General features: G+C 58.6%; 23 protein-coding genes, 1 tRNA gene and 1 pseudogene. 18 read left to right on the top strand and 7 right to left on the bottom strand.

Translation table 11 applies throughout. From position 1 onward, the window contains the following. Positions 1-50: 50 nt before the first annotated feature. From WA922_RS02565 to WA922_RS02555, 3 genes and pseudogenes are all read right to left on the bottom strand, one after another. Entirely contained in the window at positions 51-1,049 is a 999-nt protein-coding gene (locus WA922_RS02565; protein ID WP_424770136.1) for a hypothetical protein, read from the bottom strand. Positions 1,050-1,082: 33 nt separating this feature from the next. Beyond that, positions 1,083-1,145: pseudogene (locus WA922_RS02560) on the bottom strand (SEC-C metal-binding domain-containing protein); the annotation flags it as partial. A gap of 118 nt (positions 1,146-1,263) precedes the next feature. Continuing rightward, a complete protein-coding gene (locus WA922_RS02555) occupies positions 1,264-2,145 on the bottom strand; it encodes an alpha/beta fold hydrolase (protein ID WP_424770109.1) in 882 nt (293 codons plus the stop codon). A 112-nt stretch (positions 2,146-2,257) separates the two neighbouring features. Here WA922_RS02555 and WA922_RS02550 point away from each other — a divergent pair, with 112 nt between their 5' ends. Beyond that, positions 2,258-3,424, top strand: a complete 1,167-nt coding sequence (locus WA922_RS02550; protein WP_424770108.1) for an acyl-CoA dehydrogenase family protein — start codon at positions 2,258-2,260, stop codon at positions 3,422-3,424. Then, entirely contained in the window at positions 3,424-4,218 is a 795-nt protein-coding gene (locus tag WA922_RS02545; RefSeq protein WP_424770107.1) for a FadR/GntR family transcriptional regulator, read from the top strand. The genes WA922_RS02550 and WA922_RS02545 overlap by 1 nt, the downstream gene beginning before the upstream one ends. Positions 4,219-4,237: 19 nt before the next feature. On the opposite strand, the gene ribB is transcribed toward WA922_RS02545, so the two are convergent. Continuing rightward, positions 4,238-5,518: a 3,4-dihydroxy-2-butanone-4-phosphate synthase gene (gene ribB / locus WA922_RS02540; RefSeq protein ID WP_424770106.1), complete on the bottom strand. Its 1,281-nt coding sequence runs from the start codon at positions 5,516-5,518 to the stop codon at positions 4,238-4,240. Positions 5,519-5,713: 195 nt separating this feature from the next. On the opposite strand from ribB, the gene WA922_RS02535 reads away from it, so the two are divergent. Both WA922_RS02535 and WA922_RS02530 read left to right on the top strand, forming a co-directional pair. Further along, positions 5,714-6,250: a flavin reductase family protein gene (locus WA922_RS02535; RefSeq protein WP_424770105.1), complete on the top strand. Its 537-nt coding sequence runs from the start codon at positions 5,714-5,716 to the stop codon at positions 6,248-6,250. 105 nt (positions 6,251-6,355) lie between these two features. After that, positions 6,356-7,027, top strand: a complete 672-nt coding sequence (locus WA922_RS02530; protein ID WP_424770104.1) for a response regulator transcription factor — start codon at positions 6,356-6,358, stop codon at positions 7,025-7,027. Here WA922_RS02530 and WA922_RS02525 read toward each other — a convergent pair whose 3' ends face one another. Both WA922_RS02525 and WA922_RS02520 read right to left on the bottom strand, forming a co-directional pair. After that, positions 7,028-9,721 (bottom strand): TonB-dependent receptor domain-containing protein, encoded by a 2,694-nt coding sequence (locus WA922_RS02525; protein WP_424770103.1) that lies wholly within the window; start codon positions 9,719-9,721, stop codon positions 7,028-7,030. Positions 9,722-9,852: 131 nt separating this feature from the next. Further along, positions 9,853-11,433: a hypothetical protein gene (locus WA922_RS02520; protein ID WP_424770102.1), complete on the bottom strand. Its 1,581-nt coding sequence runs from the start codon at positions 11,431-11,433 to the stop codon at positions 9,853-9,855. A 334-nt stretch (positions 11,434-11,767) separates the two neighbouring features. Here WA922_RS02520 and WA922_RS02515 point away from each other — a divergent pair, with 334 nt between their 5' ends. The 11 genes from WA922_RS02515 to WA922_RS02465 all read left to right on the top strand — a co-directional run bounded on the left by WA922_RS02515 (position 11,768) and on the right by WA922_RS02465 (position 24,339). Next, positions 11,768-12,175 (top strand): hypothetical protein, encoded by a 408-nt coding sequence (locus WA922_RS02515; protein ID WP_424770101.1) that lies wholly within the window; start codon positions 11,768-11,770, stop codon positions 12,173-12,175. A 248-nt stretch (positions 12,176-12,423) separates the two neighbouring features. Next, the gene (locus tag WA922_RS02510; RefSeq protein WP_424770100.1) at positions 12,424-13,074 is read left to right on the top strand and encodes a lytic transglycosylase domain-containing protein; all 651 of its coding nucleotides are present in this window, start codon (positions 12,424-12,426) and stop codon (positions 13,072-13,074) included. Beyond that, positions 13,074-13,388 (top strand): TrbC/VirB2 family protein, encoded by a 315-nt coding sequence (locus WA922_RS02505; RefSeq protein ID WP_424770132.1) that lies wholly within the window; start codon positions 13,074-13,076, stop codon positions 13,386-13,388. Before WA922_RS02510 ends, WA922_RS02505 begins: the two co-directional genes overlap by 1 nt. A gap of 1 nt (position 13,389) precedes the next feature. Then, the gene (locus WA922_RS02500; RefSeq protein WP_424770099.1) at positions 13,390-13,674 is read left to right on the top strand and encodes a type IV secretion system protein VirB3; all 285 of its coding nucleotides are present in this window, start codon (positions 13,390-13,392) and stop codon (positions 13,672-13,674) included. Positions 13,675-13,710: 36 nt separating this feature from the next. Then, positions 13,711-16,251, top strand: a complete 2,541-nt coding sequence (locus WA922_RS02495; RefSeq protein WP_424770098.1) for a VirB4 family type IV secretion/conjugal transfer ATPase — start codon at positions 13,711-13,713, stop codon at positions 16,249-16,251. Continuing rightward, positions 16,248-17,474, top strand: coding sequence for a type IV secretion system protein (locus WA922_RS02490; protein ID WP_424770097.1), 1,227 nt, complete (start codon positions 16,248-16,250; stop codon positions 17,472-17,474). The genes WA922_RS02495 and WA922_RS02490 overlap by 4 nt, the downstream gene beginning before the upstream one ends. Then, positions 17,471-18,304: a TrbG/VirB9 family P-type conjugative transfer protein gene (locus WA922_RS02485; protein ID WP_424770096.1), complete on the top strand. Its 834-nt coding sequence runs from the start codon at positions 17,471-17,473 to the stop codon at positions 18,302-18,304. The genes WA922_RS02490 and WA922_RS02485 overlap by 4 nt, the downstream gene beginning before the upstream one ends. Next, positions 18,304-19,431: a TrbI/VirB10 family protein gene (locus WA922_RS02480; RefSeq protein WP_424770095.1), complete on the top strand. Its 1,128-nt coding sequence runs from the start codon at positions 18,304-18,306 to the stop codon at positions 19,429-19,431. The genes WA922_RS02485 and WA922_RS02480 overlap by 1 nt, the downstream gene beginning before the upstream one ends. A 13-nt stretch (positions 19,432-19,444) precedes the next feature. Then, positions 19,445-20,470: a P-type DNA transfer ATPase VirB11 gene (gene virB11 / locus WA922_RS02475; RefSeq protein ID WP_424770094.1), complete on the top strand. Its 1,026-nt coding sequence runs from the start codon at positions 19,445-19,447 to the stop codon at positions 20,468-20,470. A gap of 164 nt (positions 20,471-20,634) precedes the next feature. Beyond that, on the top strand, positions 20,635-22,788 hold the full coding sequence (locus tag WA922_RS02470) for an RNA degradosome polyphosphate kinase (RefSeq protein WP_424770093.1): 2,154 nt from the start codon (positions 20,635-20,637) through the stop codon (positions 22,786-22,788). 36 nt (positions 22,789-22,824) lie between these two features. Further along, the gene (locus WA922_RS02465) at positions 22,825-24,339 is read left to right on the top strand and encodes a Ppx/GppA family phosphatase (protein ID WP_424770092.1); all 1,515 of its coding nucleotides are present in this window, start codon (positions 22,825-22,827) and stop codon (positions 24,337-24,339) included. A gap of 209 nt (positions 24,340-24,548) precedes the next feature. Here the strand turns inward: WA922_RS02465 and WA922_RS02460 are convergent, their stop codons facing one another. Continuing rightward, positions 24,549-25,307 carry a queuosine precursor transporter gene (locus tag WA922_RS02460; protein ID WP_424770091.1) on the bottom strand — a complete coding sequence of 253 codons (759 nt, stop codon included), beginning with the start codon at positions 25,305-25,307 and terminating at the stop codon, positions 24,549-24,551. Between the two features lie 61 nt (positions 25,308-25,368). Between WA922_RS02460 and WA922_RS02455 the strand changes: the two genes are divergently transcribed. The 3 genes from WA922_RS02455 to WA922_RS02445 all read left to right on the top strand — a co-directional run bounded on the left by WA922_RS02455 (position 25,369) and on the right by WA922_RS02445 (position 26,091). After that, positions 25,369-25,445 (top strand) — tRNA-Arg (locus tag WA922_RS02455). A gap of 92 nt (positions 25,446-25,537) precedes the next feature. Beyond that, entirely contained in the window at positions 25,538-25,666 is a 129-nt protein-coding gene (locus tag WA922_RS02450) for a hypothetical protein (protein WP_424770090.1), read from the top strand. Next, positions 25,663-26,091, top strand: coding sequence for a PfkB family carbohydrate kinase (locus WA922_RS02445; RefSeq protein ID WP_424770131.1), 429 nt, complete (start codon positions 25,663-25,665; stop codon positions 26,089-26,091). Before WA922_RS02450 ends, WA922_RS02445 begins: the two co-directional genes overlap by 4 nt. Positions 26,092-26,147 lie beyond the last annotated feature (56 nt).

The raw sequence follows: 26,147 nt of genomic DNA, 5'->3' as shown, positions 1-26,147 counted from the left end.
AGCAATCTACTGTATCTTGGAGCATACATCACACAAAGCAAATATTGCCATCAAGGCCCTGTGATTTTTGTACGCTCAATAATCGCTAATTTCAGCAAGGAAGGTAGGCGAGGGACTAATCCATCCAACCACTTTTCGCCTGGAACACTATTGCGAAGATTGTTTGTCAGATATTTCTTGGCATCACTTCGTAGACTCAACCACCAGCTCGGTCTGACAAACAGATTATCGCTTGTATCAAAGCAAAACTGGATGACTGCCGATGCTAATATTGAATCAGGAAGTTTCAAAAAAGATTCTACGAACCTTTTATTTTGATCTTTCCCATCAAGCCACCCAAACAGTATACTGCTCTTTCCACCAATAGGTAAGACGTTGAAGCCCATCATCGCGAGAGTTCCTATTGGAGCATCTAGAGGCTGTAATCGGTCGCCCTTAAAGTCAACTTCAGGGAAAAATACACCCGAAGTAGCCGCTGGAATAATACCGTCAAACCTTGCATAGCACCAACGAAAATTACTATAATCTTTGCTTAGAAGCGCAGCGTCCCAAGAACGTTTGATCGCCAAATGTTCGTTGAAGCCAAGTCGGGTCGAGAATAGGCTTGCTGCTATGGATTCCTGAGCATTCGACTGGCTTATGAATGGAAGACCTTTATCAATATTGTCACGGATAAATTCGAAAGTGCGGATAGCAGTTTGTTTCGTGTGGATTTCGTAACACAAAGCACGGTAGGTTAAAAGAAACGCAACCTCTGCTGACGGCACAGATGCTGTCTCAGCTGGTTGAAATAGTTCGTTATCATGTTTGGCGCAAAAGCCTTGGAACGTTGAGGCTACTTGTATTCCAATACGTTCAAGCGCTTCATTTCTATTGTTGGGTTTGAGGTTGCGCGCAGAAAGCACATGGCCTTCTTCAGCTATTAAGTTTAATCCCGTCTGCTTCTGAACTGTATGCGCTTTAGCGAAAGTTCCGCAGCATTCGTCTGGTTTTTTCGGGTGGTAACAAGTCTTGGCCTGCTTCGCTTCTTGATAGAAACGGGCGTGCATCGCTGATATTGGTAACGATTTTTCGGTCTCGCGCCGCTCGTGGCAATGTTTCCATTTTCGGCCAGAGTTGCACCAACACTTTTGGTTGCGGCCCATCTTCTCAATTGGCTGTAATGGTTGGTAGTTCAAAAAAGGATTTCGAACGCTATTTAGAACCAAAAGTACCTCTAATTGTTTGAGAAAAATCTATAATCAACAGTATTACGATTTCGTACTAATGTAACCCAATAAACGCCTTCACCTCGGCCATAAAATCATCGAAGCGGTCATGATGCACCCAGTGCCCGGCGCGGTCATATTCGGTGACGCTGGCATTGGTGCCAAAGTGCTTTAGCCGTCCGTCGGTTTCGGGATTGCTGGCCCAGCTATCCGCGCCGTAGATGAAGCGGGTGGGGCACGTGATCCGCGCCCATAATTCCTGTTGGTGCTTGATTGACATATCATCCATCGGCCAGGCGTGCAGGTGCGGGTCAAATTTCCAGCTATAGGTGCCGTCTTCATTGCGGATTACCGCGTGGCGGGTGAGGTGTTCTGCCTGATCGCGGGTGAGGTAGCTGTTCGCCTCGTGCATTCGGTCGAGCGCGGTTGCAAACGTGTCATATTTGCGGATGCTGCGCGCGCTGGCGTCGCGTTTCTTGTCGATCCAGTCGGTCCAATGGTCATGGAACGGGCGCTTGCTGCGTTCCGATTGCACCTTGGGGCTGGGGCCAAGCCCCTCGATCGCGACCAGTTTGCGCACATTGTCGGGATAGAGCCCGGCATAGCGCACCGCAATATTGCCGCCCATCGAATGCGCGACAATCGTGACCGGTGCGAGGTCCAGCTGATGGATCAATTGCGCCAGATCATAGACATAGCCGATCGTGGTGTAATAGCCATTATTGTTCCACTCGCTGTCACCGTGCCCGCGCAGATCGGGGCAGATCACGTGCCAGTCGGCGCGCAGTTGCTCCGCCGCCCAGTCCCAGCTGCGGCAGTGGTCGCGCCCGCCATGCAGCAGGATCAGCGGCGGTGCATCTGGGTTGCCCCAATCCACGTAATGCAGCCGGGTACGCTGGGAGATGTAGCTTTGCGATGTGGGGCCGATAAGTTCCATCAGCCCGCTTTGCTGCCAAGTTGCGATTCATGCAAGCATTGCACTTGTCTAACTAAGTGATACAACACATTGAGACATTCTGTGAGCCATAAGAGAGAGCATGATGCCCGCCATGAACCCTGCAATAAACGTGCCCCCGCCCGCATTCATGGAAGACGAGGAAATCTCGATCTTCTCCGACGCGGTGGGAAAATTCTACCAGCAGCATGCGCCCGAAAAACGCGTGCTCAAATGGCGCGAAGATGGCCAGGTGGAACGTGCATTTTGGAACGAAGCGGGTGAGGCCGGCTTGCTCGGCGTATCAGTGCCGGAGGAATATGGCGGCCACGGCGGTGATTTCCGCCACGATATGGTGGTGATTGACCAGCAGGCGCATCACGGCGTTGAGGGGTTTGCGGCCAGCCTGCATAACACCGTGATCCTGCCTTATCTGGTGCGCCACGGCACTGAAGAGCAGAAGAAAAAATATCTGCCCAAACTGGTGACGGGCGAGCTGGTCAGCGCGATTGCGATGACTGAACCGGGCGTGGGGTCGGATTTGCAGAGCATCACCACCACCGCGCTGAAAGATGGCAATGGGTACCGGATCAACGGCGCGAAAACCTATATCTCCAACGGGCAGACGGCGGACTTCATCATCGTTGTCGCCAAAACCGATCCGAATGAGCGCGCCAAGGGGATTTCGCTGATGCTGCTCGAAACAGAGGGCGCAGAGGGTTTCCAGCGCGGCAAGAAGCTCGACAAAGTCGGCATGGACGCTGCCGATACGTCCGAATTGTTCTTTGATGATGTGTTTGTTCCGGCGGAAAATGTGCTGGGCGGTGAAGAGGGCAAGGGTTTTTATCAGCTGATGGGCGAGCTGCCTCAGGAACGGCTGATTATCGCGATGGGCGCGATGACCGGGATCGAGAAGGCGCTCGAAGTGACGCTGGAATTTGTGAAAGAGCGCAAGGCGTTTGGCCAGACCATCTGGGATTTCCAGAACACGCAATTCGTGCTGGCCGATCTGGCGGCGCGCGGCACAGCGGCGCGGGTATTCGTCAATCACTGCATCGCCCAGCATCTGGAGGGCAAGCTGGATGTTCCCACCGCATGTATGGCCAAGTTGATGGTCACCGAATTGCAGGGCGAAGTGGTCGATAAATGTTTGCAATTCCACGGCGGTGCGGGCTTCATCAACGATTATCCGATTGCGCGGATGTTCCGCGACAGCCGGATCACGCGGATCTTCGGGGGTTCCAATGAAGTCATGAAAATGGTCATTGCGCGCAGCATGTAATGAGCGATTTGGGCACCGAGGATTTCGAAAGCGCAGCCGCCGCGCCAATTGCGCGCTCGCTGCGTGTGCCCAAAACGGCGGAGCTGGTTGCCAATTCGATCCGCCGCCGGATCGTTCAGGGGGAATTGGCCGAAGGCGATACTCTGCCCCCCGAAGGCCAGCTGATCGAACAGTTTGGCATTTCGCGCCCCAGCCTGCGCGAAGCCTTCCGTATCCTAGAGGCCGAGCGGCTGATTACCGTCAAGCGCGGTTCGCGTTCGGGTGCGGTTGTCAGCCTGCCGCGGGTCGAGAACGTCTCGCGCTATGCCAGCTATTATCTGCAGGCCAGCGGTGTGAAAGTCAGCGATATCTACGCCGCGCGCGAGGCGCTGGAGCCGCCCATCGTGCGCCAGTTGGCCGCCGCGCCCGATCCTGACAGCCTGGCCCGATTGCGCGCGGAGGCGGCGGTGCTGGCACAATTTTGTGTCAGCGATGCAGAGCGCGATTATATGGTCAGCTCGGCCCGGTTCCACAGCGTCCTGATGGAAGTGGGCGGCAATGCCACGCTCCATTTCCTCACCCGCGTGCTGGAGGATGTGATTGCCCAATATCAGAAACGCTACATCACCACTGCGCTGGACGATAGCGACCGCAGACGCGACCGCGAGAAGGGCGTGAAATCGATCGGCAGGCTGATTGATCTGATCGAAGCGGGTGACGCCGATGCCGCTGAAAAGCATTGGCGGTTGCATCTGGCAAACACCAACACCGTGTGGGGCAGTGACAAGACTTTGCGGGACGTGCTGGCCGGGTAACGGGCCAGCAGCGATCCTGTTATTCGGGTATTGGCTGCCGCCCGACTACGCTCAGCCCATACCCCTCAAGGCCCACGACCGTGCGCTCGCTATCGGATAGCAAGATCATTTCGCGCACGCCGCGATCGACCAGAATCTGCGCGCCGGTTCCATAATCGCGAAGCTGCCCATCGCCCGGCGGATGACGGCCAATCTCGGCATGAAGTTTCTCCGCCCGGTCTGGCATTATGAGCACGATCAGACCTGCGCCTTTCGCGCCGATAGCGGCCATTGATCGTTGCAGCTGGCGTTTCTTCGGGCCGGTCTGGCCCAGAACATCATCGAAGATGGAGATCGCATGCATCCGCACCAGTGTCGGCTGGTCTGGGGCGACATTGCCTTTCTGCAACACAACATGGGTCGCGCCCGATACTTTGCTCTGATAGGTCATTGCGCGCCAGTCGCCGCCATAATCGGACATCAGCCGGCTTTCGCTGATCTGCTCCACCAGATCATCATTGCGCATCCGGTAAGCGATGAGATCGCGGATCGTGCCCATTTTGAGATCATGGCGGCGGGCAAAGGCAATCAGATCATCGAACCGCGCCATTGTACCGTCATCATTCATGATCTCGCAGATCACGCCCGAGGGATTGAGGCCGGCAAGCCGCGAAATATCCACCGCCGCCTCTGTATGGCCTGCGCGCACCAGCACGCCGCCATCGCGCGCCACCAGCGGGAAGACATGCCCCGGTGCGACAATATCGGCGGGCCCTTTTCCGGCATCAATCGCGACCGAAACGGTGCGCGCACGGTCGGCGGCAGAAATGCCCGTGGTCACGCCTTCGCGCGCCTCAATCGATACGGTGAACGCGGTTTGCATCGATTCCTGATTGTTGCGCGTCATCGGCTCCAGACCCAGATGTTCCACCCGCTTGCGGTCGAGCGACAGACAAATCAGCCCCTTGCCATATGTCGCCATGAAATTGATTGCGGCCGGCGTGGCCATCTGCGCGGGGATGACCAGATCGCCTTCATTTTCGCGGTCTTCATCATCGACCAGCACGAACATCCGGCCATTGCGCGCTTCGTCGATAATTTCTTCGATGGTCGCAAGAACCGGCCGGTCATCATTGGCTTTGAGAAACGCATCCAGCTTGCCCAGCGTATCGGCCGTCGGGTTCCAGCTATCTTCGGTGCAATCGCGGAGCGAATTGGCGTGTAATCCGGCAGCACGGGCGATGCCTGCGCGGGACATTTTTCCGCTATCCACCATAGAGCGGATCTTGTGCTGGACAGCGTGTGGTGTACCTTCAGTCATGGCCAGTGCAATAGCAGATGCATGTGAAGAGACAAGCATGCGATCACATTGAAATGTGCGGATATGGTTTTTTCTTGCGTCCAGTGTTGGATTCTGCCGCTTTTTACGCGTAGTCAATCATGATAATGTGATGGTTTGCGCAGCGGATGCGCGTTACCATCGCCGAAACGATGCCCAATTAAAGGAAGCACCGGAATGAATAGCGCCGATCAACCCCCCGGTGAGGCAGCCGATCTTGCGCGGCTCTTGCGGTCTGCGATGCGGCGGCTGCCCGGCCCGGTATCGATTGTGACAACGCATGATGTCGCGGCGCGCGAACCGGCGGGGATGGCTGCATCCGCAGTGGTGCCGGTATCGATGGAGCCGCCATCAATGATGGTTGCGGTCAACCGCCAATCGCGGTGCCATTCCGCGATTGAGGGGCAGGGGCGGTTCTGCATCAATCTGCTGGGCACTGATCAGACGGCTCTGGTCGATCCGTTTTCGAACCCGGCGAAGCGCAGTGAACGGTTTTCGGTGGCTGACTGGAACTATGCCGATGAGATTCCGTTCCTGCCGTCGGCCATCGCCAATCTGTTCTGCGAAGTGCACGCCACCTTGATCCACGGCACGCACGAACTGTTTGTTGGTAATGTCTATGATGTCAAACTGCGTTTGGCCGTCGGGGCGGAGGAGGCGGACCCGCTGGGCTGGATGGAAGGCGGCTTCGCCCGGTTCGGCGCGCTCGATTGACCGGGCCGGCACCGACCATGCGGAATCTGCTGAAATCTTACACGATTGTAACGCCTGCGTCATAACATGGCGGCATCCATTCCCCACCACAAAGGGGCTGCCACAATGGACGTAGTCAATATCTTCCTGACCAGTGATCTTGGCGATACGCTAGACACGTTTGAGCATGGCACGAAACGGTTCGAATTTGCGCGGCTGCGCGCGGCCGGGCCGGACCGGTTGGTGGAGGGCCCCGTCTGGGCATTTATCGACTGGGTTATGGATGATCTGGCGGGGCTTGAGATGTGCCGCCGCCTGCGCGCTGATCCGCGCACCCGCGACGCCCATATCACTATGGTTCTGGAACCCGGTGATGCAGGGGATCGCCGCAGGGCGTTGAAGGCGGGCGCGGATGATTATGTGGTCGGTCCACTAGACCGGACAACAATTCTCGACCGGGTGCTGGCGTTGCAGTCTCACAACAGTGCATATTCGGCCCAGCAGATGCGGTTGGGCGCGCTGATGATTGATATGGGCGCATTGCGCGCAACGTGGGACGATACCCCGATTGCCCTCAGGCCCAATGAATTCCGCCTGCTGCGCTTCTTTGCGGAAAATCCCAACCAGGTGCTGTCGCGCGCCGCGCTGATTACCGGCCTGGCAAAGCAGGATCCGCCGCTGGATGAACGGACTGTCGATGTGTGGATCGGGCGGCTGCGTTCGGCACTTAAAAATGCCGGAGCGGGCAATCCGTTAAGGACTGTCCGCTCGCTCGGCTATGTGTTTGACGCGGTGTAATCAGAATTCGGTAGAAACCGAAAAACTGAAACTCTGACCGACCTTATAGGTGTTGATCTCTATCCGGTTGGTCCCGTTGGTCTGGAATTCAAAATTGTCGCGCCCGAAAAGATTGCGTGCCTCAAATTTCAATTCAAATGGCCGTTTCAACAAATTGACCTCCTGCCGGGCGACAAAATCGACCGTGAGGCCGGGATCCTCGGTAATATCGGGCAGCGCCGCCGTGCCCCGGCTTGTCACCCGCTCGCTGGCGTAATTGACCAGCAACGTGAATTGCTGGAGCCTGTCGAGATCTTCGATACCAAGTTGCAGATTGACCAGATGGTCCGACTGGCCGGTGAGCGGCACGCCGTCGCGGAAGAAATTGGTCGCAGGCTGATCGGCAAAGGGGAACACGCGGGCAATATCGCCAGAGGACACTTTCAGTTCGGACTGGGTGTAGGTGTAGTTTGCCACCACGATCGCGCGTTTGCTTTCAAACCAGCCGCCCCAATCGATCAGATCATATCCATACTGCACATCAAATTCTGCGCCGTATAATTGCGCGCTGGGCGCATTGGCAAAACCGCTGATCTGGACATTGTCGGAAAAGCTGGAGAATACCTCGATCGGGTTTTCAATATCCTTGTAAAAGCCCGCCAGCGATATGCGGTTGCCGCGCCCAAAATAATATTCCGCGCGCAATTCGGCATTGGTCAGCTGGCTATCGACCAGAAACGGGTTGCCGTTGAACTGGCGGTTGGTTTCCGGGTTGAAATAGGTCTGGAAAATCAGCTCCCGAAATTGCGGGCGGGCAATCGTTTTCGATGCGTTTGCGCGCAGCTGGAATGTGTCGGATACTTCCCAGGTCACAGTCGCTGATGGCAGAAAATAATCATTGGCCAGCAAAGTCGAACTGCCCGAATTGGTCGGCACCGCAAACACTTCGACCGGATTGACCGTCTGCACCGCATCCTCGTAACGCATGCCAATATCCAGGGTCAGGCCGGTAACCGGCGTGAATGTGCCTTTCACATAGGCGGCCTGGACTTCCAGCGCCGCAGCGAATGCCGGGTCCGACTGAGTGGTTTCGATAAGGCCGATATTGTAAAAATCGATCACCGCATCGCCCAGCAAACGATCGGGCCGCAATGCCCCCACCGCGTCGTCAAAACCCGTCCCGGCATCGAACAGGAATTCCCTGCGCGAGGAAAACCGGTCGGTATCGGTATAGGCGAAACCGGCGGTCAGTTGCAGCCAGTCTGACACGCGGTAGCCGAGATCGATGCCGCCAAAATACAGGTCTTCTTTCAATTCGGAAAACGCGACCGAGGCGCTGCCGGTCTGCCGGTCGAGCACGTTGATGAAAATATCGCCGAGCGGATCATTGGCATTATTGGTGCGCACATAGGTGAAATTATATTCGTATGGCGCCTCGCGCTGGGTCTGCGCATAGCCTGCGCGAATATCGACATCCAGTTCGCCAAATTCCAGCTCACCAACGAACTGGCTGTTGATCAATTCGCGTTCAAACCACGCTGTATCCTGCGAAAATTCGCTATCATCATCCTGAAAATCTGTCCCGATGGACAGGCGCGACTGTTTCAGGCTGTCGCGGATATACAGATTGGTCCAGCGGAATTTAAGCTCGCCCAGTTCCAGCCCGAACCCGATCAGGCCGTTCACCAAAATCCGGTTATCCGTGACGAAATCGCGGAAATCGCTGTCGAGATCGAGCTCGGCATTGACCGCTGTCTGGTTGATGATCGACCGGTTGCGCCATTTGTTGCTGATCGATGCGGTTGCGATCACACCCAAACGGCCATCATCGCCGACATTCCATGCTTCGCCTGCCGTGATGCTGCCGGAAAAATTGGCCGGTAGCGTATTGACATTCTGAGTGAGGACCAGGTTTGGATTGCCCAATTCGCGCGCGATCGCCTGCTGGTCCACGCCGAGGTCCGACAGGCGCGCTCCGCTGTCGAAAAAAGCCTGCAGGGCAGGGGGAACATCGCGGGTGCCGTCATCGAAACCGGCCCAGTCAAAATCCGACCCGTAATAATCGATCCCCTTGGAAAATGTGGTCTGTTCATCCCCGCTGATACCGGCGCTGATTTTCACAAAGCCTTCTTCGGGCACGGCGCGCGTGGTCAGATTGATCACGCCGCCGCCAAATTCGCCGGGAAAATTGGCGGAATATGTTTTTTGCACCAGCGAAGATGCGACAATGCTGGTCGGGAAAATATCGAGTGGGACCACGCGGCTCAGCGGTTGCGGCGATGGCAGCGGCAGTCCGTTAAGCAATGCGAGCGAGTACCGGTCGCCCAGCCCGCGCACGAACACGAAGCCCTGCCCCTGTACCGAAAGGCCGGTAACGCGGCCCAGTGCCCCGGCAATATCGCCTTCGCCGGTGCGCGCTATCTCCTCGCTGCTCAGGACCGAGACGACCTGGTTGGAACTGCGCGTGACATCGCGGATGCGCCGTCCGGTAACGATGATTTCGCCGCCGCCGGGGATCGAGATATCGGGCTGGCCCAACTCTTCATCGGGCTCCTGGCCATCGGCTGTGTCAGGCTCAGCCGTCTGCTGCTCTACCGTATCATCATCCTGTACCGGGCTCTGCACCGGACCTGCGTCTTGCGCCAAGGCCATGCCCGGAAATGTCAGAGCTGTGGAGAGCAGGAGCAGTCCCGCCAGCTGCTTGCCAGATGTCATGTTCGAAGACCCCTTCGTCTTGCAAATTCAATATGCGATCAGATTATATTGCCGGGCCGCGGGCCCGTGTTTTGTAAAAAAAGCGGGAGGCATCCGCATGGCCGCGTACACCTCCCGCTCTCACCTGGTTTTTAGTAAACCGGCAGCGAGGTGCACGCCCCGACATTGCTGCCAAAAGTGATGGCCGCTGAATCGCATGTCCACCCCAGGAAGCGCGTGTCACCGGACTGCGCCGCGCCGACGAAACCGGCATTATCGAAGAAGCTCGACAAGGTGGTTGGATCAAACGCGACGAGTGCGGCCTCATTGGCGCCATTGATGTACGTCATCGTCAATGTGCTGGTGAATGCTTTGTTGTTATTGGTGCCCGCATCGAAAATTGCCTCCGCCTGTGCCGCTGTGGCACCGGCATTGCTGCCGCCGCGGAAATTCGTGCGGCATGTCAGCGCGACCGAATTGAAGCGGGGCGCGCCCACATCATCAAGGCCGGCATTGGCAGCGCGGATGCTTTCTTCATCATCAATCCGGATACACGGCGTGCCGTTGTTCGAATTGTCGAGGATCAGCGAGTTGACGATCGAATAATCAGCGCCGCCGCGAATACGGACAACCTGATCATCTGTTTTGCGCTGGATCAGGACCGCATTTGAAATCTGCGTATTCTGGCGCGGTGTCTGATCTTCCAGGCCGTTGCTGGAATCGGCTTCGATAATCGCATCACCAACTTCCTGACGCTGGACTGCGACGACATATTGCAGATTGGCTTTGACGCCTGTGTCTGTGTCGATCGAGTCGTCCTCTGCGCCAACCACCACCAGGCCTTTCATATTGACGAAGCCGCCGAAGAATTCGACGCCATCATCAGAACTGTTATAGCTCATGATGTTGCTAAATGTGGTGCCTGTACCGGTGCCGCCTGTGGTCAGCGATTGCAGTTCATTATCGCCCGACAGGACAAAACCGGAATAGCGGATTTGAACGAAGCTCATCGTGCCGCTGCTGTCATTGGGGGTCGCTCCGCCGAAGACCGCAGGCTGGGCCGCGCCCTCGACCTGGCGTTCACAGGCGACCGTGCCCGGTGTTGCGCCCGGTGCGATACAGTCGGTTACCGGCGCGCGTCCGCCCAGAACCACGCCGCCCCACTGGCCGGAGGAATTTTCATTGATGAATGATCCGCCAATGACATTGTCACGGCTGGTAAAGACAATCGGGCGTGCAGCGGTACCAACCGCGTTGATCGTGTTGCCGCGATTGACCATCAGGAAGGATGATCCGCTGGCATAGATGATGACGCCAGGTTCAATGCTGAGCTCGACATTGGTATCGCTCAGACCGTCGCTCGCATCGGGTGCGGGGCCGCCATCGGTGCCGACGTCGACCCGGCCATTCATCCGGTACAGCAGACCGGCAATATAGGGTAGGGTGGACGAGGAATCGAAGCGTGAGGGCAATGCGCAGACACGGTATTCGCCGGTGTCACCGGTGATCGTACCTTCATCGACAAGGCCGCCTGTATTGTTGGAAATGGTCGGGCAGCCACCAGCCGGCGTTACCATGCTCGGCGGCGGCGGAGGCGGCGGCGGCGGCGGCGCAGGCGGGTTATTGATAAAGATGTCTCCGCCTGTTCCAGGCGATGCGATCTCGTCAGCGCCACAGCCAGCGAGAATGACTAGGCCGCAGCCTAGGATAATAGTGCGGGATACGTTCTTCACGGGAGTGGTCCCCTCTTAAAAACCGAGAATCAGATGATGCGAATGTCAGCTCGCGAGATGTCGGCTAGGGGCGGAACGTGTCAGTTTTAATGCAATATTTCAGTTATATGTCACCGGCACAAGAAAGACACCTAGCTGACTCCGATATGACAAATATGACATGTTCTCCGGCGCGTCGCGCGCTACATCGACATGCTTATCGTTCGGCGCATCGGGCCCGTCATTCGGCCAGCATCTGCAAATATTACAGTTTAGTGACATTGTTACATTTTTATTGCAGTTTTGTGAAACAGGGCACAATCTCGCCGTGTTGAAAAGGAATGGGAGACACGCAATGGGACTTGGAATTGCTCTTTCGGTTATCATGCTGAGCCAGGCAGCAACGCATGGCGCCGGAGCCAATGTCGCGGCCGATACTGGTGAATTTATGTCGTCTCGCGAGTTTATTGCTGCTGGAGAGGCGAGTATTTCGCCCACGCAGACCGATATTGACACGCATATTGATATGGCGATCGGCCAGGATGATCCGGCGGCACTGATTACTCTGGGCGTGGAATTTGCCCGTTCGGGACAGACCGGGGCGGCGCTGCAGGTGTTGAACGCTGCGGTGCAATCCGAAACGCGCTACCGCCTTGAAACCGCCAATGGTAACTGGGTTGATTCGCGGCGCCTTGCGTTAAAAGTGATCGGCATGATCGATAATGGCGAATTTGCCGCGCAGGAACGGCTCGCCCGCCGCTGATATTACTGATGGTCTGATACTGGCAGCAGTGCAGCGATACAAAGCCCGTGCGAACGTAGGTTCGCCGGGCTTTTCTGTGTCGTTCAGCCTCGATTGTTCCGGCATGGTGTCTTGATGCGGTTTGCCCAAGCGGGTCCGGTTTTCCAGACGGGTTTGGTGATCCAGTTGGGGCTGGCAGCATACGCCTGTGCTTGCTGTCACCGTGCTGTCATGTAGGATGGGCAAAGGGGCAGGATAAGGAGCGGGACATGATTCTCAAATCAGCAATAATCGGGTTAGCGGGGCTGGCTTTGGCCATACCGTGCGCGCCGGTACATGCTGATGTGATGGAAATCGGCGCTGACGGCGCGCAGTGGATTGCGGGCGGTACCGCCGTTTCTACGGCCAGTCAGAGCCTGGCCCTGCAAATCGCCCCCCCAATCAATGCGCCGGACACGCAGCTGCCGGCCGGTTACTTTGTCCCGCCCGAAGCCGTGGCCGATGCGGCGCTGTTAAGCGGCCTCATTCCTGAACGATATCTTGCCAAAGTTCACCAGCTTGCCGGCCGTTTTGATCTCAGCCCGGCCTTGATAGAAGCGCTGGTGTGGCAGGAAAGCCGGTGGCGGGCGAACGCTGTATCGCCTGCCGGGGCGCGCGGATTGGCGCAGTTGATGCCTGGCACCGCGCGCGATCTGGGTGTGGACCCCGATGACCCGTTTGCCAATCTGGAAGGCGGCGCACGCTATCTGCGCGAGCAGCTTGACCGTTTTGATGGCAATCTGGAGAGCGCCCTGGCGGCCTATAATGCCGGGCCGGGCCGCGTCATCCGCGCTGGCGGCATCCCGCGCATTCGTGAAACACAAAACTATGTCGCGGCCATTATGGGCCGCTTGTCCAACCATTCCCGGAGCACGCAATGATGCCGTCATTCTCCCGCTTTTCAGCCGCTATGGCCGCGCTGTCATCCGCCATGCTTTGGCCGGGCGCGGCCTTGGCGCAGCAAACCACCGATCCGCAGGGGTCCAGCCCGATCGTGGCCGGCCTTGGCTGGTTGCAGGGCACCTTGCTGGGCAATGTCGCCACGATGATTGCCGTCATGGCGGTGGCAGCGGTTGGTTTCATGATGCTGACCGGGCGGATGAACTGGCGCTTTGGCGCGACAGTGGTGATCGGTTTGTTCATCCTGTTTGGCGCGAGTACGATTGTGGCCGGTATTCAGGCGGCAGCCGGATAATATGACGCAGCTTGTCCGCCATCCTGTCCACCGCGCATTGACCCGCCCGCAGATGTTTGGCGGGGTAACGATGAATTTCTTCATTCTGAACATGCTGGTTACAGCAGAGGCGTTTCTGATTCTGAAAAGTTTCTGGATCATTCCGGTGCCGGTCATCATGCACATAATCGGCTATTTCGCATGTCTGCGCGAACCGCGCATTTTTGATCTGTGGATCACCAAAGTCAGCAAATGCGCGCGTGTGAAAAACTGGAAGCGGTGGGGCTGTAACAGCTACGCCGCGTGACGCGCTTATCGGGCCTGTAAGGAGGGCCTAGAGGTTATGGGCAACTGGACCGGGAGCAAATGGATCGGCGCTGCATCGTGGAGCGCGAAGGAAGCCCAGGCAGGCGACCGGTTGCCGTTTACGCGGCTGATTGATCCGGGCACCATCATGCTGCGCGACGGATCGGTGATGACCGCGATCCAGGTGCCCGGTCTGCTGTTTGAAACCGAGGATAGCGACGCCCTGAACGCGCATGCGGCCACGCGCGAGGTGATGCTGCGCTCCACTCTTGATGCACGGTTTGTGATGTATCATCACGTGATCCGCCGCCGCGTGGAAGTGGCGCTCGATGCCGAATTTGACGATCCGCTATCGGCCCATATCGACCGGCGCTGGAAAGAGCGGCTGGGCGACGGGCAATTGTTCATCAACGACCAGTTTATCACGTTGATCCGCCGCCCGGCGCGCGGCAAGGCCGGTCTGGCAGAACGCGCCGGTAAAATTTGGAGCCGCAAGGGCCGGGCGCAGAGTGAGGCGGACCCCAGGGATATCCGCGCGCTCAAAGCTGCCGCCACTGGCCTAATCGCCTCTCTATCTGCCTATGGCGCCGCACAATTGGGCGCCTATCAGGGTAGCAGCGGCGGCAATAATAGCGAAATTCTGGAGCTGCTGAGCGCGCTGTATAATGGCGAGATGCGCCCTGTCCGCCAGCCCGCCGATGATACCGATATCGGGCACATGCTGCCATATCGGCGAGTGAGCTTTGGCCTGGATGCGCTGGAATTGCGCGGTGCGGGCACACCCGACTTTGCCGCGATCCTGAGCCTGAAAGAATACCCCGATGCGACATCACCCGGGTTGCTCGACGGGTTGCTGCGCCTCCCCTATGAAATGGTGGTGTGTGAAAGCTACGCCCCGAGCGAGCGCCAAACCGCGCGCGAGCGGATGGATTTGTCGATCCGGCGGCTGCGCTCTGCCGATGAGGACGCCGCGGCAGAGCGGGCCGACATGCTGGCCGCGCGCGATGCGCTGGGCAATGGCGCGGTCAGTTTTGGCGATCACCATTTGAGCGTTCTGGTGCGCGAAAGCGATCTGGCACGGCTGGATGATGCCAGCGCGGCATGCGCGTCGGCTCTGGCCGATGCAGGCGCGATTGCGGTGCGCGAAGATACCAATCTGGAGCCGGCATTTTGGGGGCAGTTTCCCGGTAACGAGACCTATATCGTCCGCCGCGCGATGATCTCCAGCGCCAATATGGCCAGTTTTGGCTCGTTTCACGGGTTTGCTCTGGGCCGGGCGCAGGGTAACCATTGGGGCGAAGCGGTGACGCTGCTGGAGACGACCAGCGCAACCCCCTTCTTCTTTAATTTCCACGCTTCTGGTAGTGGGGGCGGCGACCTCGGAAATTTCTCTGTCATTGGCCCCAGCGGTTCGGGCAAGACGGTGGTGATGAATTTCCTCGCCGCACAGGCGCAAAAGTTTAATCCGCGGACCATTCTGTTTGACAAGGATCGCGGCGCTGAACTGTTCATTCGCGGGATTGGCGGGCGGTATGACCGGATCAATGCGGGCCAGCCCACCGGGTTTAATCCGCTTGCGCTGGAGGATACGCCCACCAATCGTGCATTCCTGCGTGACTGGCTTGCCGTGCTGCTGAATGCCGATGGCCCTGAGGAATTGGCGACGATCAGCGCGGCAGTGGATGCGACCTATGCCAATGATCCATCCTTGCGCCGTCTGCGCCATTTCAAGGAATTGCTGTCGGGCACGCGCCGCCCGCAGCCCGGCGATCTGGCTGACCGCCTGGCGGCGTGGATCGGACATGCGCGTGATGATGGTGAGCGCCGGGATGATGGCGGCCATGCGCGCGATGGTGGGGGCAACACGGGTGACGGGGCAGCGGGCGAGCATGGCTGGCTGTTCGATAATGCACGCGATCTGCTCGATCTCGACAACCGCGTGCTCGGCTTTGATATGACTGCCCTGCTCGAAAATCCGAAATTGCGCACCCCGACGATGATGTATCTGTTCCACCGGATTGATCAGCGATTGGACGGTGAACCGGCCATGATCCTGATTGATGAGGGGTGGAAGGCGCTGGATGACGAGGTGTTTGCCGCGCGCATCCGCGACTGGCTCAAAACCCTGCGGAAACGCAATGCACTGGTCGGGTTTGCCACGCAGTCCGCGCGCGACGCGCTCGACAGCAAGATTTCAACCGCTTTGGTGGAACAGACCGCAACGATGATTTTCATGCCCAATGCGCGCGCCCGGGCGGAGGATTATTGCGACGGTTTCGGCCTGACACAGCACGAGCTGGCATTGATCCGCAGCCTGCCAGCGCACAGCCGCTGTTTCCTCGTGCGACAGCCCGACGCATCGGTTGTGGTGCGGCTGGATCTGTCCAACGCGCCCGAAGTGCTGACCATTCTGTCGGGCCGCGAGGGCACTGTGCGCAAGCTGGACATGCTACGCGAATCGCTGGGGGATGAACCCGCCGCCTGGTATCCTGCGCTTACTGGCCGTGCATGGCCTGGCGATGCCGATGGCCTGGCCGACGATGGCCGCGATTATGCGGTATGGCAGGCCGCCGAATGAGCGCCAATTGCGATGCCTTGATGAACGACGTTGGCAGCGGCGTGGCGGCGGCTTTGCGCGCGGTGGATTGTACCGCGTCCGAGGTCAGCGCAGCCGCGTTTGGCCGCCTGTTTGCACCCGGCGGTGCAATGGGGCCGGTGCTGACGATCCTGCTCACTGTGTTCATCGCATTCTTCGCGATTTCGCTGATATTGGGCCGTTCCAGTGTGAGCGTGCGCTCGCTCGTCCCGCGCATGATCACGTTAGGTTTGGTGACAACGTTTGCGACCAGCTGGGTGATTTATCAATCGGTGGTGTGGAATTTGGCGGTCGGCGCGCCGGACTATCTCGCGGGGCTGCTGACCGGCGTGCAAGGGTCCGCGACCGCGACATTCGGTGACAAGCTGGATGTGGTGTTCCTGGCGGTGCAGCAGGCCTCGCTCGGGGCCGGAACGCAGGGCGGCGGACAGGGGGCGGAAATTACCGCCTTCAGTCCGCAAGGGATTTTGTGGTTGGGGGCGTTACTGTTCCTGCTTGGAACGGTTGGTGTTCTGGTGACGGCGCGGATTGCGCTCGCGCTGCTGATCGCATTGGGCCCGATCTTTGTTGTGATGGCGCTGTTTACCTCGACGCGCGGGCTTTTTGTCGGCTGGCTGAAAGGGCTGGTGATGCTCGGGCTCACGCCGCTCTTTGCAGTGCTCGGCGGCGGGGTCATGCTCGAACTGGCTGTGCCGATCCTGCAATCGCTGACGCAAAATGCCGGACAGATTGATCCGCGTTCGGCAATGGCGTTCTTCCTGATCGGCGCCGTCCATGTCGCATTGATGATTATGGTGCTGAAAGTCAGCGCGACCATTGTCGGCGGATGGCAGGTATTTGGTCTGGCGTCTGATACAGGCGAAGCGGCGGAGCAGCAACGCGCACCGCATATTGCCGCTGCGGGCGCATCCACTGCGGCGCTGTCCACCGTTCAGCCTGCCGCGCAGCCTGCCGGTCTCTCCAATCCGCCGCGCCGGATCGATGTGTCGGGCATACGCCCTGCCGCCCCGGCCAATGACGGCCATGCCGCCGCGCCGCAATCGGTGGCCCGCGCCGCCAGAGTGTACGCAACGTCCCCGGCGGGCAATCAGGCCCACCCTCTCACCGCCGGTGCATCGCGTACGCACGGTATCGGTAACCGGTTCCGTAACGCCAATACCCGCCTGAAAAATGGAACCCCTATTCGTTCGGAGACATCGAAATGATCCGCGCATTGATATCTGCGCTGTTGCTGGCTGGCGTGTATGGCCTGGCTGGTCTGGCTGTCCTTCCCGGGCCAGCGGCGGCCCAGGATCCGCGTCTGGTGGAACGGCTGTATAATCCGGCCGAAGTCGTGCAGATCAACGGCCAGACCAAAGTGCAGGCAACCATCGCATTTGACCCCGCCGAGCGGATCGAGAATGTCGCAATCGGCGATTCCTCCGCCTGGCAAGTGACCCCGAACAAACGCGCCAATCTGCTGTTTGTCAAACCGCTTACGGCTGCCGCACGCACCAATATGACTGTGGTCACTGATCAGCGGACCTATCTGTTTGATCTGGTCGCCAATGCGCGGGCGCGCCCGCTATATGTGCTGCGTTTTACCTACCCCGAAGAGCCGGAGCCGGACATTGCAGAACCCGCCGAGCCGTTGCTGACCGGCGGGCCGACTGCGGTGGAGCTTGCCGCCGCGACCGATCCCTATGCCGTGGTTGATCCTGCGCAGCTGAATTTCGAATGGCGGCCTGATGGCGATGCCGCATTGCTGCCGATGCAGACCTATGATGACGGAAATGCCACATTTCTTCTCTGGGCCAAGGGTACGGCGGTTCCCGCGATCCTGATCAGGGATGCGCAGGATACGGAAGGACCGGTGAATTTCACCGTGCGCGGCGACACGATTGTGGTGGACGGTGTGCCGCCGCGGATTATCCTGCGCTCTGGCGATAATGCCGCAACCTTAACCAATCAGGGGCCGGTGCGGCCTTCCGGTACGGTTCAGGCGGGCACGGTTCAGGCGGGAATTGGCCAGGTCGCCATTAAAGGAGGCAAATAATGCGTCTCGTAGGCAAAATTCCATCGGGCAATGGCAGCGATGCTGCCGCCAATGATGTCGATCCGCGAGAGCATAGCTCTGCCGAGGTCATCGATCTCGCCAGCCGCAATGCCTTTCCGGTGGTTACCCAGCGTCAGGGCAAATCCGATGCGCTTGGCCTGCTTGCGGGTGTCGCCATTGTCGGCGGTATTGGTATCGCGACATTGTGGGGCATGAATTCTGCCCGCATTGCCCCGGCAGAAAGTGTCGGCAATCCGCAAATCGCCGCGCCTGTTCCGGCGGCCGTGCCCGCCGCGGAGCCCAATCCGGCACCGCCTCCCGCCCCCATACCCCGTGCAGACCCCGCACCCGCGCCCGTTCTGGCCGCCGCGCCGATAGTCAATCCGGGGCCGGTGCAGAACCCCTATGCCACACCGACAGTGGTGTATGATGCCAGCGGTGCGCCGGCCGGAACGGTGGTGGTCCCGCCCGGTGTGGTCACCGGTGAACCAAGCAGCACCGCCAGTGTCCCGGGCGGCGGATCGTCCAATGATTTTGCCAGCCGCGTGGGCGGTGTCGGCGGGGGCCCGGCGGAAGCGACTGCGATGGTCAACCCGCAGACCACGGTAACCCAGGGCACGCTGATCCCGGCGATCCTTGAAACGGCGATTGATACAAACGTGCCCGGTTTCGTGCGCGCTGTGGTGAGCCAGGACGTGCGCAGCTTTGACGGCACCAACGTGCTGATCCCGCGCAGCTCCCGCTTAATCGGGCAATATCAATCCGGCCTACAGAACGGGCAAAAGCGCGCTTACGTCATCTGGACGCGGTTGATCCGGCCTGATGGTGCATCGGTCAATCTCCAGTCCCCTGCTGTCGGTTTTGACGGGACAACCGGGCTTGCGGGCAAAGTGAACAGCAATTTCTTCCAGCGATTCGGCTCTGCCATGCTGCTATCTGTGGTGGGCGGATTGTCGGCGATTGGATCGGGCGGCGCGTCAGTTATTCTTGGCGGCGGCGGTCAGGCGGCGGCTGCAGCGGCGCAGCAGGACAGCCAGATCGGGCCGACCATCCGCGTGCGGCAGGGTGAACCCATCCGCGTATTTACCGCTCGCGATCTGGGCTTTTCCTCGGTCGGCGGATCGTAATGGGCAGGGGCCGATGAGCGCGGACATCCATCCCCTGCCGAGCGAGCCGGGCGCGGATCAGGGACGCAGCGTCTATCTCGACGCCTATCTCGAGCCGTTCCGCGAATGGCTTGACCGCGACACGGTGACCGAAATCATGGTCAATCGTCCCGGCGAGCTGTGGATCGAAGATGCTGCCCAGCCGGGTATGCAGCGGATCGAAGTGCCCGAAATTGACGACCGTCTGGTCCAGCGTCTGGCCGAGCAAGTCGCGCGGGTCAGCCATCAGGGCATTAACCGCGAACACCCGCTGCTTGGCGCGACTTTGCCCGGACGAAACGGACAGCCCGGCGCGCGGGTGCAATTTTGCGGCCCGCCTGCCGCGCGCGCGCATTGGGTCATGGCGATCCGCCGCCACCGCCGCCTTGATCTGCCGCTTGATGCCTATGATGCAGGGCCGCTTGCCGCCGCCGCCGAAGCGACTTTGCCCGATCCGCAGGCAGAGCCGATCGCCTTCCTGCGCGCGGCGATCAGGGCGCGCAAGACCATTTTGATATCCGGCGGCACATCGACCGGTAAAACCACATTCCTCAACGCAATGCTGGGTGAAATCCCCAGCCATGAGCGCGTGGTTCTGGTGGAAGATACGCCGGAATTGAAACTGCCGGGCGCAAATGGTGTCGGCCTGGTTGCAGTAAAGGGGGAGCTGGGCGAGGCAAAAGTTACTGCCAATGAATTGCTCCAATCCGCCTTACGTCTGCGGCCTGACCGGATTGTTTTGGGCGAATTGCGCGGCGCGGAAAGCGTCAGCTTTTTAAGAGCGATCAATACCGGCCACCCCGGCAGCTTCTCGACCCTTCACGCCAACAGCCTGAGCGGCGCGCTGGAGCAATTGTCACTGATGGTCATGCAAACCGGTATCGGCCTGACCCGGCCCGACACGATTGCCTATGCCGCATCGGTGATCGATGTGCTGGTGCAGCTGGGCCGCGGTGCAGATGGCAAACGCGGGATCACCCAGATTTCTGAAAGTGCTGACCTCGTTCAAAGTGCCAGATAATTGGGTTGCCAAGCGGACTGTATATATGACACATATCTGACATGCCAACGGTCAGGATTTACTTACTATCCATAGGCTACCAATCGTGATCCAGCCGGATCGCGGGGGCAAATGCTGCGCGCTGCCCGGGCGATAGTGTGATTAATCAGGCCTATATGATGGATATGCAGAGCGGTTCTGGCAGTCTTGCGGACGGCGCACCGCCTGAGCGGACACCGGACAAATATATCAACCGCGAATTGAGCTGGCTGGCCTTTAACGAGCGGGTTCTGGCCGAGGCGCGCAATCGCAATTATCCGCTGCTGGAACGGCTGCGGTTTCTGTCCATTTCAGGCAGCAATCTCGATGAATTTATGATGATCCGGGTCGCTGGTCTGGTGGGTCAGGTCCAGCGCGGAATCGAGCGTGTGTCGATTGACGGCCAGAGCCCATCGCAGCAATTGGGCGCGATCAATTCCGCGTTGGAGAGGATCAATGCAGAACAGCAGGCCATCTGGAACGAACTACGCTCCGGGCTGACCGATACCGGCTTTACAATATGCGATGACAGGCGCGTTGATCCCAAAACCTATTCGCTGCTCAAGGCATATTTCCTCGAAGAAATTGTCCCGGTAATCACGCTGCAGGCGCTCGATCCGGCGCACCCCTTTCCGTTTGTCGCCAATGAAGGCGTTGGTTTGCTGTTTACGCTAAGCCGCAAATCGGATGGCGAAGAAGTGGTTGAAATGGTGCTGATCCCGTCTGCATTGCCGCGCTTCATCCGGGTGGCGGGTGATGATGCAATCTATATCAGTATCGAAAGCCTGATCTGCCGGTTCGCGAAGCATCTGTTCCCCGGTTTCAAAGTCATGGGCGATGGCGCATTTCGGGTGCTGCGTGACAGCGATATTGAAATTGAGGAAGAGGCCGAGGATCTGGTGCGGACATTCCGCAGCGCCATCCAGCGGCGGCGGCGCGGCCAAGTGATCCAGCTGGAACTGGAAGATGATTTTGATCCGGTCGCTGAAAATATTCTGCGCGAACATCTATCGATGCAGGGGACGGCGGTGATCAAGAGCGACGGGATGATCGGCATTTCGGGCCTGTCCGATATTGTCGATGAAGACCGGCCCGATTTGAAATTTGCAAGTTACAGCCCGCGCTATCCCGAACGGGTGATGGAACATGATGGCGATTGTTTTTCTGCCATCCGCGAAAAGGACCTGATCATCCATCACCCCTATGAAAGTTTTGAGGTGGTGGTTGATTTTCTGCGGCAGGCTGCGGCGGACCCTGAAGTGGTCGCGATCAAGCAGACCCTGTACCGCGCGGGCGACCAGTCGCAAGTGATCTCCGCTCTGATTGCTGCGGCGGATAAGGGCAAATCAGTGACCGCGGTGGTTGAATTGAAAGCGCGCTTTGACGAGGAGCAAAACCTGCTCTGGGCCTCACAGCTGGAACGGGCCGGGGTGCAGGTGATCTATGGCTTTGTCGATTGGAAAACGCACGCCAAAGTCTCTATGGTGGTGCGCCGCGAGGATCAGGGCGTGCGGACATATTGCCATTTCGGCACCGGCAATTATCACCCGATCACCACCAAGATCTACACCGATCTCAGTTTCTTCACCGCTGATCCAAAATTCGGGCGCGATGCCGCCAAGTTGTTCAATTTCGTCACCGGCTATGTCGAACCGCATAAGCTGGAAATGCTGGCAGTCTCCCCCATCGATCTGCGCGAGCGGCTATATGACCATATCGACCGCGAGATTGACAATGCGGTGCGCGGCAAGCCTGCGGCGATCTGGGCCAAGCTCAATTCGCTGACCGACAAGGGCGTGATCGACCGGCTGTATGATGCCAGCGAGGCGGGCGTGGAAATCCAGCTGGTGGTACGCGGTATTTGCAGTCTGCGTGCAGGTGTGGAGGGGTTGTCGGAAAATATCCGCGTCAAATCGATTATCGGCCGTTTTTTGGAACATAGCCGGATATGGGCGTTTGCCAACGGGCAGCCAATGCCCAGCGACCGGTCCAAAGTGTATATTTCATCCGCCGATGCGATGTCACGCAATCTCAACCGGCGGGTGGAATCGCTCGTGCCGATCAAGAACAAAACCGTGCATGATCAAGTTATCCAGCAAGTCCTGCTGGCCAATTTGCTCGATACGGAGCAGAGTTGGGACATGCAGCCTGATGGATCATATGCCCGAATGGAGCCCGGCGAGAAACCGTTTAACTGCCATCGCTATTTTATGACCAACCCCTCTCTCTCAGGGCGCGGGGGCGCGTTGGAAGCCGGCGCTGTACCCAAGCTGGCATTGCGCAAAGGCGCTGTGGTTTGACCACCGGGCGGGCTGGCGCGGAGCGGTGATGCGGTGGTGACACGCAAACGCAAGGCCGATCATCAGGGGGCATTTTCGGGCAACCGCGTGGACCGGGCGATTATCGATATCGGTTCCAACACGGTCCGGCTGGTGCTGTATGGCGGATCGCCGCGTGCGCCAGTGGTGCTGTTTAACGAAAAAGTCGCTGCGCGGCTGGGCCGTGATATCGCCGAGACGGGCCGGTTGGCTGATGATGCTGCCGAACTGGCTCTGCGCGGGCTGCGCAGATATGCGTTGTTGCTGGACGATCTGAAAATTGACAAGATAGATGTTGTTGCCACTGCTGCTGTGCGTGAAGCCAGCAATGGAGAGGAATTTCTGGACCGGGTCCGCGCGCTGGGCTTTGCGCCGCGATTGCTGGCTGGCCGTGAAGAGGCACGGATCAGCGCGATGGGAATATTGGGCGCTTTTCCGGGCGCTGCAGGCATCGTTGCCGATCTGGGCGGGGGCAGCCTTGAACTGATCGAAGTGGACGGGCAGGGCACGGGCAAGGGTATCACTCTGCCGCTCGGCACTTTGCGATTGCCCGAATATGCGACCGGAGATGTGCCGGGCACCAAAGCCAGATTGAGGCAGGTTCTTGGCCGGGCCGGATGGGCGGGCGATGCCAGGGGAACGCTCTATCTGGTGGGCGGCACATGGCGCGCGATGGCGGTCTTTGCGATGATCGAGCGCGATTATCCGCTTACCGATCCGCATGGTTTTACACTCGAATATGCTGACGCGAAGAGCCTGGGGAAAACCATCGCGCAATCGGCCCCTGATGATCTGGCCGCAATGACCCGGATATCCGCGATGCGATCGGCCAGCCTGCCCGGTGCAGGAATATTGCTGTTGGCATTGCTCAAAACGATCCGGCCCGAACGGATCATATTTTCCTCTTGGGGGCTGCGCGAAGGTGTGCTGTTTGATGATCTGGAGGCGTATGTCCGCGCGCAGGACCCGCTGCTGGCTGGTGTCGGTGAATTTGCCGCTCTGCGCGGCACACCCCCATTGCTGGCGGCGCGTGTGGCGGGCTGGACCGCGCAGGCCATTCCGCCACGCCGCGCCATTGCGGGCGCGCTGAATACAGAACGCCTCCGCGAAGCGGCGACGATGCTGTGCCTTGCCGCTATGCAGATCGAGCCCAATCTGCGCGTTGAATTGGCGATCGACTGGGCATTGCATAAACGCTGGATTGACCTTGATCCTGCTGGCAGGGCGATGATCGCGGCGACTGTCTGCGGCAATGGCAACCAGCTGGATCTGCCCGCCGCGCTGTATGCGCTGGCGAGCGAAGAGCAACTGGAAAGGGCGCTGTGCTGGGGTTTGGCAATCCGCCTGTGCCGCCGGTTGGGTGGACGCTCGACCAAATTGTTTCAGCTCAGCAGCCTGACGATCGAATCCGGCACATTATTATTGTCGATCGAAGCGAGCCACGCCGATCTGTTCGGTCTGCCGACAGAAAAGGACATGGCGTTACTGGCCGGGCGTTTGGGGCTGGAGCCCGAAATGCGCATTGTGCGGTAACCGGGCCCGCGGCTGCCGCCGCCATGCGAACCTTGCCAAACCGGGTTTATCTGTCATAGTTGCAATCCGTGCAATGATTTGACTGTTTTGTGCAATATTTGACATGTCAGATCGAGGCAGCGCAGCAATTACAGTTACCCTCTTGGGGGAGAGGGGAAGGCCGGGTCTAGCACCCGGCCTTCATATACCGGCGCCATTGCCGCGCTGCGTTACCTGCTGGCGAAGGGCGAAAAATCGACGGAAGTATCGTATATATCAACCCCCTCGGCGCGTTTCAGCCTACCGATCACACCATAGGTAACAGGCGTCAACAATGCTTCCCAAACGGTTTTGATCAGCCATTGGGACACGATCAGCTGTCCGATCAATTCAGGCGGCCAACCGGCCAGCCCGTAAAATGCCAGCGGATAGAAAATCAGGCTGTCGAACCCCTGTCCGACAATCGTCGACCCAATCGTGCGCGCCCACAGAAAACGTCCCTGTGTCCAGATTTTCATTTTCGACATGACGATACTGTTGGCAAATTCGCCGACCCAGAACGCCGCCATCGAAGCGAGCACGATACGCCAGCTATTGCCGAACACAAATTCATACGATTCCTGCCCTGGCCAGTCTTTGGCGGGCGGCAGTGACACCACGGCCCATGCCATGAACGCCATAAACAATAATGCGGCAAAGCCGGTCCAGATGACGCGCCGCGCTCTGGCATAACCGTACACTTCAGTCAGAATATCGCCGATAATATAGCTGATCGGGAAAAATAGAACGCCCGCACCAAATGACCATTCCGCGCCGCTGGGCAGCGTGACAAAAGACGGTTTTGACGCGCCGATCAAATTGGACAGCAGCAAAATCGCCACAAATGCCGCCATCACCAGATCATAATAACGGAAATCGCGCCCTTCAGCCCGGCCTCGTTCGATCGGTTGCCGCGCGCTTTCGGCGTTGGAATTTTTCTTGTTGCTCATAGCGGTCAGACCCTATCTCCATTTGCCTGCGCAGAAAAGCACGCTATGCGCCCCCCAGCGTGCGCCCGTAGCTCATCTGGATAGAGCGCGAGACTTCTAATCTTGAGGCAGCAGGTTCGAGTCCTGCCGGGCGCGCCATTCGCGTTTAGTTGTCATTCCAAAGTGACGCTTGCTTTCCGCCGACGTTATGTGGTGCAGATGATGTTATGCCGCGCACGCAGTTTTCGATAATGGCCGACTATCTTTCATTCGGGGAAATCATGCTGCGTCTCAAGACGCCGGGCCATGAACGCTTTTTCCGTCACCCGCATTCGAAGCGACTTTTGGCGGCGGTGAAGCCAATGTTGCGGTCGCGCTGAGCAATTACGGCCTCGATGCCGGCTTTGTGTCGGCGCTGCCCGACAATGATATCGGCAGCAACGCAATCGGTGAACTGCGCCGGTTTGGTGTCGATACCGCCCATATTCGCCGGGCTGGGGACCGCGTGGGGATTTATTTCCTCGAAACCGGCGCAAACCAGCGGCCTTCCAAAGTCGTGTATGACCGCGCAAATTCCTCAATAGCTATGGCGCAGCCGGGCGATTTCGACTGGCCGATCATTTTCAAGGGCGCAAAATGGCTCCATATCACCGGCATCACACCGGCGCTTAGCCAATCGGCGGCTGACCTCAGCCTTGAATGCGTGAAAGCTGCGCAAGCCGCAGGTGTTACCGTATCCTGCGATTTCAACTATCGCGGCAAATTATGGGCATACGGCAAGAGCGCGCCCGAAGTGATGGGCTAGCTCGTTCAATATGTCGATGTCGGTATTGCCAATGAAGAAGATTGCCAAAAATGCCT

The organism is Pontixanthobacter sp. (assembly GCF_049682855.1).
GTDB lineage: Bacteria > Pseudomonadota > Alphaproteobacteria > Sphingomonadales > Sphingomonadaceae > Pontixanthobacter.
The sequence above is the reverse complement of the archived record's forward strand: the minus strand, read 5'-3'. Positions and strand labels throughout refer to the sequence as shown.

Bases quoted from the DNA above. Each gene is read 5' to 3' on its own strand.
- WA922_RS02565 (WP_424770136.1), bottom strand. From the start codon at position 1,049: ATGCACGCCCGTTTCTATCAAGAAGCGAAGCAGGCCAAGACTTGTTAC.
- WA922_RS02555 (WP_424770109.1), bottom strand. From the start codon at position 2,145: ATGGAACTTATCGGCCCCACATCGCAAAGCTACATCTCCCAGCGTACC.
- WA922_RS02550 (WP_424770108.1), top strand. From the start codon at position 2,258: ATGAACCCTGCAATAAACGTGCCCCCGCCCGCATTCATGGAAGACGAG.
- WA922_RS02545 (WP_424770107.1), top strand. From the start codon at position 3,424: ATGAGCGATTTGGGCACCGAGGATTTCGAAAGCGCAGCCGCCGCGCCA.
- ribB (WP_424770106.1), bottom strand. From the start codon at position 5,518: ATGACTGAAGGTACACCACACGCTGTCCAGCACAAGATCCGCTCTATG.
- WA922_RS02535 (WP_424770105.1), top strand. From the start codon at position 5,714: ATGAATAGCGCCGATCAACCCCCCGGTGAGGCAGCCGATCTTGCGCGG.
- WA922_RS02530 (WP_424770104.1), top strand. From the start codon at position 6,356: ATGGACGTAGTCAATATCTTCCTGACCAGTGATCTTGGCGATACGCTA.
- WA922_RS02525 (WP_424770103.1), bottom strand. From the start codon at position 9,721: ATGACATCTGGCAAGCAGCTGGCGGGACTGCTCCTGCTCTCCACAGCT.
- WA922_RS02515 (WP_424770101.1), top strand. From the start codon at position 11,768: ATGGGACTTGGAATTGCTCTTTCGGTTATCATGCTGAGCCAGGCAGCA.
- WA922_RS02510 (WP_424770100.1), top strand. From the start codon at position 12,424: ATGATTCTCAAATCAGCAATAATCGGGTTAGCGGGGCTGGCTTTGGCC.
- WA922_RS02505 (WP_424770132.1), top strand. From the start codon at position 13,074: ATGCCGTCATTCTCCCGCTTTTCAGCCGCTATGGCCGCGCTGTCATCC.
- WA922_RS02500 (WP_424770099.1), top strand. From the start codon at position 13,390: ATGACGCAGCTTGTCCGCCATCCTGTCCACCGCGCATTGACCCGCCCG.
- WA922_RS02495 (WP_424770098.1), top strand. From the start codon at position 13,711: ATGGGCAACTGGACCGGGAGCAAATGGATCGGCGCTGCATCGTGGAGC.
- WA922_RS02490 (WP_424770097.1), top strand. From the start codon at position 16,248: ATGAGCGCCAATTGCGATGCCTTGATGAACGACGTTGGCAGCGGCGTG.
- WA922_RS02485 (WP_424770096.1), top strand. From the start codon at position 17,471: ATGATCCGCGCATTGATATCTGCGCTGTTGCTGGCTGGCGTGTATGGC.
- WA922_RS02480 (WP_424770095.1), top strand. From the start codon at position 18,304: ATGCGTCTCGTAGGCAAAATTCCATCGGGCAATGGCAGCGATGCTGCC.
- virB11 (WP_424770094.1), top strand. From the start codon at position 19,445: ATGAGCGCGGACATCCATCCCCTGCCGAGCGAGCCGGGCGCGGATCAG.
- WA922_RS02470 (WP_424770093.1), top strand. From the start codon at position 20,635: ATGCAGAGCGGTTCTGGCAGTCTTGCGGACGGCGCACCGCCTGAGCGG.
- WA922_RS02460 (WP_424770091.1), bottom strand. From the start codon at position 25,307: ATGAGCAACAAGAAAAATTCCAACGCCGAAAGCGCGCGGCAACCGATC.
- WA922_RS02450 (WP_424770090.1), top strand. From the start codon at position 25,538: ATGGCCGACTATCTTTCATTCGGGGAAATCATGCTGCGTCTCAAGACG.